Below are 7,851 nucleotides of genomic sequence, written 5' to 3'. Positions count from 1 at the left end.
CGTTCATCTCGCCGACGTCATCCAGGGCGTCGATTTCGTCAACGGCATCAAGCCAATAAACCAGCAGCTAACCGCCGCATGATGATCGCTTGGGCACCAGATTTGACAATAACTCCATATGGGAGGATGCTAGCGGCGCTCTGCGTCGGAACCAAGCTGTTCACACTTATTTCACAGTATGTGGCTAGGCGCATTTGCTAACCTGCGGGAACGGCAAGAGAAAAGGACCGTTTCATGTCCGAAAAGCAGACCTCGCTCGAGATCACCAATGCGGTTGATTTTTACCGGCAATGGCCAAGTTTGCGCGCAAATGCAGAGCACTTGCTGGAGACTCAGGACTTGGCAAGCGATGACGCAGAGGTGTTGCGATGGATGATCAAGGTCGTTGATATGGTTGGCCCGCACGACATCAAACGCGAGCGCTAGTCTTCGCGGGGTACAAAAAAACCGGCCAGTGGCCGGTTTTTCCGTTGAGAACAGGGTGTCTCAGAGCCCCCATTTTTCCGCAGTTCGGTCGAAGAACCCCTGAGCCTTCTTCAGTTCGATCCAGCTGTTGACGTAGTTGATCCAGACCTGATCGTTCTGGGGCAGCAACATGGCGATGGGCGACGGTGCGCGCGGGCCATCGGTTTCGATCTGACGCAGATTCGGGAACTTGGACACAAGCGTGGAGCCTTCGATGTTCGACGTGATGAACACATCGGAACGTCCCGACAGGACCTCCTGATAGCCGCGTGCGGGTGCTTCGACGACAGTCAGCTGCGCATCTGGGAACCATTCTCTGACCAGCTTTTCGAAGGTGGTGCCCAGCGTGGTTGCGACTTTCACATCTGCCGCGTTGATCGAATCCCAGCCTGAGAAGCGGTCGACCTTATCGTCCGTGGTGAACGGGAAAATCTCGACCGAAATGTAGCTGTCCGAAAAACCGGCCGCTTTCATGCGCGCAGGGCTGATCGAAGCGGAACCGGTCATGTGGTAGTTGCCCGCGACAACGCCGTTGACCAGCGTTTTCCAGTCGGTCGGCACGAATTCAAGTTCTACGCCAAGATCGGTGGCAAGTTCGGTCATGACGTCGATGTCGTAGCCGACATAGCTGTTGGTGGCCGGATCCCGCACGGACATCGGGTTCCAGTCGCCCGTTGTGCCGACTTTGAGAACGCCGCCGCTCAGAATGTCCTGCAGCGCGGATTGCGCCGATGCGGGGGCGCCGAGGAAAGACACGGCAACCGCCGCAGCAAGTCCAAGTGATTTCAGAAAACGCATTGTATTTCCCTTTTCGTGTAAGTCTTGGTGAGGTTACATAGGCTGAAAGCTCCGACGGCCATCACGACACGCCATTTTTTTGGCGCGCGCGCTATCTTGAGAGCAGTAAAGGTGGATCGGAGTGTGGCATGAACGCTGACCGCGTCATAGAGATCAGTTCGCTGAACAAATCCTTCGGGGATTTCCAAGTTCTGACCAAGGTCGACCTGAATGTCAGTCTGGGCGAACGTATCGTCATTTGCGGACCTTCGGGTTCGGGCAAGTCCACTTTAATCAGATGTGTCAATGGATTGGAACAATATGATTCCGGCAGCATCATTGTCGATGGCATCTCCCTGTCGGAACCCGGCGGGGTCGAGCGCGTCCGCGCCGAGGTTGGAATGGTGTTCCAGCAATTCAATCTGTTCCCACATCTGACGGTCATCGAGAACCTGACATTGGGTCCAATGAAGGCACGCGGCCTGTCACGCAAGGACGCGGATGTGCTGGCCATGGAATACCTTGAACGCGTCCGCATTCCAGAGCAGGCACACAAACGCCCGCGCGAATTGTCCGGCGGTCAGCAGCAGCGCGTGGCGATTGCCCGGTCTTTGTGCATGAAGCCCAAGATCATGCTGTTTGACGAACCGACCTCGGCGCTTGATCCCGAGATGATTTCAGAAGTGCTCGACGTGATGGTGGAACTGGCGCAGGACGGAATGACGATGCTGGTGGTCACCCACGAAATGGGCTTTGCCCGCAAGGTGGCGGATCGGATGGTGTTCATGGACAGCGGGGAAATCGTGGAAACCGGCACGCCGTCCGAGGTGTTCGAGGCACCCAAGACACAGCGCTTCAAGGCGTTCCTCGACAAGATCCTGCAGCATTGAGGCATTTCAGATGACGCGATTCTTCAAAATCTGGGTGCTCTTGGGCGCGTGTCTGTTCGTCACGGCCTGCACGAATGACGGCACGTGGGGCTGGTATGTGATCGACCCGTCGACGGCGCAGGGCCAGTCGAATGTGCGGTTCCTGATAGGTGGCTTCTGGGCGACGATCCAGCTTTCGCTGATCGCGACGGTGCTCTCGATGACAATCGGGCTTCTGGTGGCCCTTCCGGGCATGTCTTCAAACCGCTGGGTCAGGCTTCCCTCGCGTGTCTATATCGAGTTTGTCCGCGCAATCCCGCTGCTGCCGATGCTGTTTTGGGTGTTTTACGGCTTGCCTGTCGTGATGCGATCCCTTGGCTTTCCGATCACCATTGATGCGTTCTGGGGGGCGATCATCACGCTGGCGATCTCGGACAGTGCATTTACCGCCGAGATCTATCGCTCTGGCATTCAGTCGATCCCCAAAGGCCAGACCGAGGCAGCCCGTACTGTTGGTCTGACGTACAGCCAGACGATGCGCTACGTGATCCTGCCACAGGCGATCCGGCGGATTCTGCCGCCGCTCGCAAACCAATTCATCTACATCGTGAAAATGTCTGCCTTCGCGTCGGTGATCGGGATGCAGGAATTGACGCGCCGCGCGAATGAACTGGTTGTGACGGAATACAGGCCGCTCGAAATCTACACATTGTTGATCCTCGAATACCTTGTGCTTGTTCTGATCATCAGCTTTTTCGTGCGGTGGCTTGAGCGCAAAATGGGTTCGGACGAAAGCCGTTAACACAGGAGAGCGTAATGAGCTGGTCAGACTTCATGAAAGAGACGGTGGGGCGTCTCGACGTGATGCAAAAGGAAACACCCGAAACCTTTGCGGGCTTCAACCAGATGGGACGTGCGGCCAAGACCAACGGCGCGCTGGATGAAAAGACCAAGGAACTGATTGCGCTGGGCATCGCAATCGCAACACGGTGCGACAGCTGCATCGCGTTTCATGTCAAATCGCTGGTACGACTGAAGACCACCCGCGAGGAGTTCTGCGAAGCTCTGGCGATGATTGCCTATATGGGCGGCGGGCCGTCGGTTGCGTTCAGCGCCAAGGCGCTTGAAGCCTATGACGAATTCACGGGTGGGCCTGCGGGCACATCGGTCTGAGACGGCGCAAGGTTTTTCGAAAAACCTTGCACACGTGGTTTTGAAGCCGCGTAAGAAGCGCGTTCGAACGCGCTTGTTTCAAGAGATTTCGAAATCTCTTGTCAGGTGACTGCCTTGCGCACCATGTCCCAATAGATCGCTTCCACTTCGGCAAGCGACAGCCGCCCGCCGCTGCGATACCATGTGTTCACGCCGTTCAGCATGCCAATGATGGCCAGCGTCGTGATCTTGGTATCGGCAACGTGAAACACCCCCGCATCCCTGCCATCGCGCAGGATCGCCTCCAACTCGGCTTCGTAGTGTCTTCGCAGGTCCTCGATTGCTCCGAAATTCTCGGGCGTCAGGTTGCGCAATTCCATGTAGGAAATAAAGACCGCCAACGGACGTTCGAGATGGAAGCGGATGTGAAACCGGCTGAAGGCTTCAAGCCTCTCCAAAGGGCTGTCACATGAAGGTTCTTCTGCACGTGCGGCCAGCAATTCGTCCATATGCCCTTGCATCAGGTCGAAGAGGAGCGACTGCTTGTCGGGCGTGTAATTGTAAAGCGCACCGGCCTGAACACCGACTTCCTGCGCGATCCGGCGCATTGATACAGCTGCGTAGCCGTGTTGCGCAAACAAGGCCAAAGCGGCCTCGCGCACGCGCGGCCCCGTGATATCCGAATGTGAGCCTGCCGTGCGTGCCATGGCGGGCAGATTATCTGAACACCCGTTCAGATCAAGCCCGTGGTTGCGCGCCCGCCCGCGCTGCGGCATGACATACGCAGCAATAGGAGCGTTTCTGATGTGGCGGGCATGGATCATGTTAGGTTTTGTGGTCACCGCCTGCGCGGAATTTCCAGAGGTCGATGCCGCCCTGGCAGCAGGGGAGCCACAGTCCGAGTACCCGGCCTTGCTGCCCTTCGAGCAGTTGCTCGCGCAAGAGGACCCAAGGCTCGACGCAGGCGACGTTGATGCGTTGCGTTCGCGCGCCACAGACTTGCGCAACCGCGCCGATGGTCTGCGCGGACCCGTAATCGACGGCGAAACTCGGGACCGAATGAACGACGGCGCGCAGCAACCCTGATCAGGGCCGTTGCAGCCCCGAACGCAAGGCGCTATTGCGGGCAAAATCACGCCAGACTGCAAAAGGATTGCCCGAATGACTGAACCTCTGCGCCTTGGAATTGCGGGTCTGGGCACTGTTGGTGCGGGCGTCGTCAAGATCATCCGCCAGAAAGCTGCGCTGCTTGAGGCGCGCAGCGGTCGTCCGATTAGCATTTCGGCGGTCAGCGCACGCAATCGGGTCAAGGATCGCGGTGTGCCTCTCGACAGCTACGCATGGGAAGACGATCCTGTTGCTCTGGCCAAGCGCGACGATGTGGATGTTTTCGTCGAATTGATAGGCGGCAGCGATGGCCCGGCCAAGGCAGCGACTGAAGCGGCGCTGCGGGCGGGCAAGGACGTGGTGACCGCGAACAAGGCACTGCTTGCACATCACGGTCAGGCTTTGGCTGAGGCGGCGGAAAAGGCCGGTGCGGTTCTTCGGTTCGAAGCCGCTGTTGCGGGCGGGATCCCTGTGGTCAAAGCACTGACCGAAGGCTTGGCCGGAAATGACATCACACGGGTGATGGGCGTGATGAACGGCACCTGCAATTACATTCTGACACGGATGGAATCCGCTGGTTTGACCTATGACCAGGCGTTTGCCGAAGCCGATGGTCTTGGCTATCTGGAGGCCGACCCGAACCTTGATGTGGGCGGCATTGACGCCGGTCACAAGCTGTCCTTGTTGGCGGCCATCGCCTTTGGCACTCAAGTGGCGTTCGACGCGGTCGAGCTTGAAGGCATCGGGCGGATCAGCATCGAAGACATCCGTCAGGCGGCGGACATGGGCTACAAGGTCAAGCTGCTGGGCGTGTGCCAAATGACAGGGCGCGGGTTGGAGCAGCGCATGTCGCCCTGTCTGGTCCCGGCGACATCGCCGCTGGGCCAGCTTGAAGGTGGCACCAACATGGTGGTGATCGAAGGCGATCAGGTGGGGCAGGTCGTTCTGCGTGGGCCAGGGGCGGGCGAAGGCCCCACCGCGAGCGCAGTCCTCGGGGATGTGATCGACATTGCGCGGGGCACACGGGTGTCCACCTTTGGCCAACCAGCAGCCAGTTTGGAACTGGCAAAACCCGCGCAAACGGCAACACCGGCACCGTACTATCTGCGTCTCATTTTGCTCGACAAACCTGGTGCACTGGCCAAGGTGGCCGCTGCTTTGGGCGAAGCCGGAGTTTCGATCAACCGGATGCGCCAGCGCAGCCATGATCAGAACACGGCCCCGGTGTTGATCGTGACGCACAAGACAACCCGCGCCGCGCTGGACAACGCCCTTGCCGCGATGGTCGGAACAAAGGTTGTCGAAGGCGAACCGGTTGCCCTGAGGATCGAACAGGTCTGACCGTTTTCGCTCAATCCATCCTTGTCAGCAGGGGGGCGCGGGCTTAACACGCTTCGCAACCGACTTTTTTGTGACTGGAGACTTTCATGACCGCGCGCGCTGATTTCAACGACCGTATGCTGTCCCTTGGTTTGGCGCGGGTGGCAGAGCAAGCCGCCATCGCAACCGTGAACCTGATTGGGCGCGGCGATGAGAAAGCGGCGGATCAGGCGGCGGTGAACGCCATGCGCCAGCAGTTGAATCTGCTCGATATCGCGGGTGTGGTCGTGATCGGCGAAGGCGAACGCGACGAAGCGCCGATGCTGTACATTGGGGAAGAGGTCGGGACCGGCAATGGCCCTGGCGTGGACATCGCGCTTGACCCGCTGGAAGGCACGACGCTCACCGCAAAGGACATGCCGAACGCGCTGACGGTGATCGCCATGGGCCCGCGTGGATCGATGCTGCATGCACCGGATGTCTACATGGAAAAGCTGGCCATCGGGCCGGGTTTTGCCGAAGGGCTGGTCACTCTGGACATGACACCGCGCGAGCGAGTGACAGCGCTTGCGCGGGTCAAGGGATGCAGCCCGCGCGACATCACGGTGTGCGTTCTCGAACGTCCGCGGCACGAAGACATGATCGCCGAAATCCGGTCCACGGGTGCGGCGATCCGGCTGATCACCGATGGTGACGTCGCAGGTGTGATGAATTGCGCCGAGCCGAACCAGACCGGGATCGACATGTATATGGGCACGGGTGGCGCACCCGAGGGGGTTCTTGCCGCAGCCGCTCTGAAATGTATGGGTGGCCAAATTCAGGGCCGTCTGGTGTTCCGCAATGATGACGAGAAAGCCCGCGCGGCCAAAGCCGGCATCACCGACCTCGACAAGATCTATTCGCGCGACGAAATGGTCACCGAAGACGTGATCTTTGCCGCGACCGGCGTCACCACGGGATCGTTGCTTGCCGGGATCAAGCGCGAGGTTGGATACTACACCACCGAAACCCTGCTGATGCGGTCAAAGACCGGGTCGGTGCGGCGGATGACCTACCGAAATCCGATGCACTGATGGGGCAGGCGTGACCGGATATCTTGGCGTCGACAGGTCACTGACCGGGCGGCGCTGGATCGGCCCGGCGCCCGACATCACACGACATGCCGAAGCGCTCGTGCAGCAGACGGGCCTGCCGCCTGCCTTGTGCCAGACCTTGTCGCGGCTGGGCGTTGCCGCCCACGACGTGCCGACATATCTGGAACCGACTCTGCGGGCGCTCTTGCCCGACCCCAGAACCTTGCGCGACATGGAGCGCGCGGCCGGTCGTATCCTGCAGGCAGTGCGCAACCGCGAACGGATCGCCATCTTTGCTGATTACGACGTCGATGGGGGCGCCTCTGCTGCCTTGCTGATCGACTGGTTGCGGCAGCTCGACCGCAAGGCAACGCTCTATGTGCCCGACCGCATCGACGAAGGCTATGGCCCCAACGAGGCTGCGATGGAGGCTTTGGCTCGGGATCACGACCTGATTGTCTGCGTCGATTGTGGAACCCTGTCGCATGGCCCCATCGCTGCCGCGAAAGGGGCAGATGTTGTGGTCCTTGACCACCACCTTGGGGGCGAAACCCTGCCTGATGCCTATGCCGTGGTGAACCCCAACCGTCAGGATGAGGATGGCGCGTTGGCGCATCTCTGTGCGGCGGGCGTGGTGTTCCTGACCTTGGTCGAAGCCGGGCGGCAAATGCGCGTGTTCGGCGCACAAGGGCCTGACCTCATGTCAATGCTCGACCTCGTGGCGCTCGCCACCGTGGCCGACGTGGCCCCGCTCAAGGGTGTGAACCGCGCCCTGGTGCGGCAGGGTCTCAAGGTGATGGCGCAGCGGGCGCGTCCCGGACTGGTCGCGCTGTGCGATGTGGGACGTCTGGATACGGCGCCGACATCCTATCATCTTGGGTTTGTGCTTGGCCCAAGGGTCAATGCCGGGGGGCGGATCGGCAAGGCCGATCTGGGTGCCCGGCTTTTGGCCACCATTGATCCCAACGAGGCCAGGTCCATCGCGGAACGGCTCGATGCGCTGAACACCGAACGGCGCGAGATCGAAGAGGCGGTGCGGGCGCAGGCGTTGGAGCAGGCCGAAGAGCGTGGCTTTGACGCGCCTTTGG

10 protein-coding genes are annotated in these 7,851 nt (G+C 59.9%); 8 read left to right on the top strand and 2 right to left on the bottom strand.

Features of this window, described 5'->3' with window-relative positions:
- The first annotated feature begins 234 nt into the window (after positions 1 to 234).
- Positions 235 to 426 (top strand): hypothetical protein, encoded by a 192-nt coding sequence (locus tag JJ869_RS20315; protein WP_292270101.1) that lies wholly within the window; start codon positions 235 to 237, stop codon positions 424 to 426.
- Positions 427 to 486: 60 nt separating this feature from the next.
- Here the strand turns inward: JJ869_RS20315 and JJ869_RS20310 are convergent, their stop codons facing one another.
- Positions 487 to 1,263, bottom strand: coding sequence for a transporter substrate-binding domain-containing protein (locus JJ869_RS20310; RefSeq protein ID WP_292270099.1), 777 nt, complete (start codon positions 1,261 to 1,263; stop codon positions 487 to 489).
- A gap of 128 nt (positions 1,264 to 1,391) precedes the next feature.
- On the opposite strand from JJ869_RS20310, the gene JJ869_RS20305 reads away from it, so the two are divergent.
- From JJ869_RS20305 to JJ869_RS20295, 3 genes are read left to right on the top strand one after another with little or no spacing between them, the layout of a single operon-like run.
- The gene (locus JJ869_RS20305) at positions 1,392 to 2,132 is read left to right on the top strand and encodes an amino acid ABC transporter ATP-binding protein (RefSeq protein ID WP_292270097.1); all 741 of its coding nucleotides are present in this window, start codon (positions 1,392 to 1,394) and stop codon (positions 2,130 to 2,132) included.
- A 10-nt stretch (positions 2,133 to 2,142) separates the two neighbouring features.
- On the top strand, positions 2,143 to 2,913 hold the full coding sequence (locus JJ869_RS20300) for an amino acid ABC transporter permease (RefSeq protein ID WP_292270095.1): 771 nt from the start codon (positions 2,143 to 2,145) through the stop codon (positions 2,911 to 2,913).
- A gap of 14 nt (positions 2,914 to 2,927) precedes the next feature.
- A complete protein-coding gene (locus tag JJ869_RS20295) occupies positions 2,928 to 3,284 on the top strand; it encodes a carboxymuconolactone decarboxylase family protein (protein ID WP_292270094.1) in 357 nt (118 codons plus the stop codon).
- A gap of 101 nt (positions 3,285 to 3,385) precedes the next feature.
- On the opposite strand, the gene JJ869_RS20290 is transcribed toward JJ869_RS20295, so the two are convergent.
- Entirely contained in the window at positions 3,386 to 3,970 is a 585-nt protein-coding gene (locus JJ869_RS20290; protein ID WP_292270102.1) for a TetR/AcrR family transcriptional regulator, read from the bottom strand.
- A gap of 115 nt (positions 3,971 to 4,085) precedes the next feature.
- Between JJ869_RS20290 and JJ869_RS20285 the strand changes: the two genes are divergently transcribed.
- The 4 genes from JJ869_RS20285 to JJ869_RS20270 all read left to right on the top strand — a co-directional run.
- Positions 4,086 to 4,349, top strand: a complete 264-nt coding sequence (locus JJ869_RS20285; protein ID WP_292270091.1) for a hypothetical protein — start codon at positions 4,086 to 4,088, stop codon at positions 4,347 to 4,349.
- A gap of 75 nt (positions 4,350 to 4,424) precedes the next feature.
- Positions 4,425 to 5,711, top strand: coding sequence for a homoserine dehydrogenase (locus JJ869_RS20280; protein ID WP_292270089.1), 1,287 nt, complete (start codon positions 4,425 to 4,427; stop codon positions 5,709 to 5,711).
- Between the two features lie 86 nt (positions 5,712 to 5,797).
- Positions 5,798 to 6,763, top strand: coding sequence for a class II fructose-bisphosphatase (gene glpX, locus JJ869_RS20275; protein WP_292270087.1), 966 nt, complete (start codon positions 5,798 to 5,800; stop codon positions 6,761 to 6,763).
- A gap of 10 nt (positions 6,764 to 6,773) precedes the next feature.
- Positions 6,774 to 7,851 (top strand): DHH family phosphoesterase (locus JJ869_RS20270; protein ID WP_292270085.1); only part of this gene is annotated, 1,078 nt, incomplete at its 3' end.

Origin of the sequence: Marivita sp. (assembly GCF_017643905.1) — a bacterium.
GTDB lineage: Bacteria > Pseudomonadota > Alphaproteobacteria > Rhodobacterales > Rhodobacteraceae > Marivita.
This window is presented reverse-complemented; position numbering and strand designations above follow the sequence as displayed.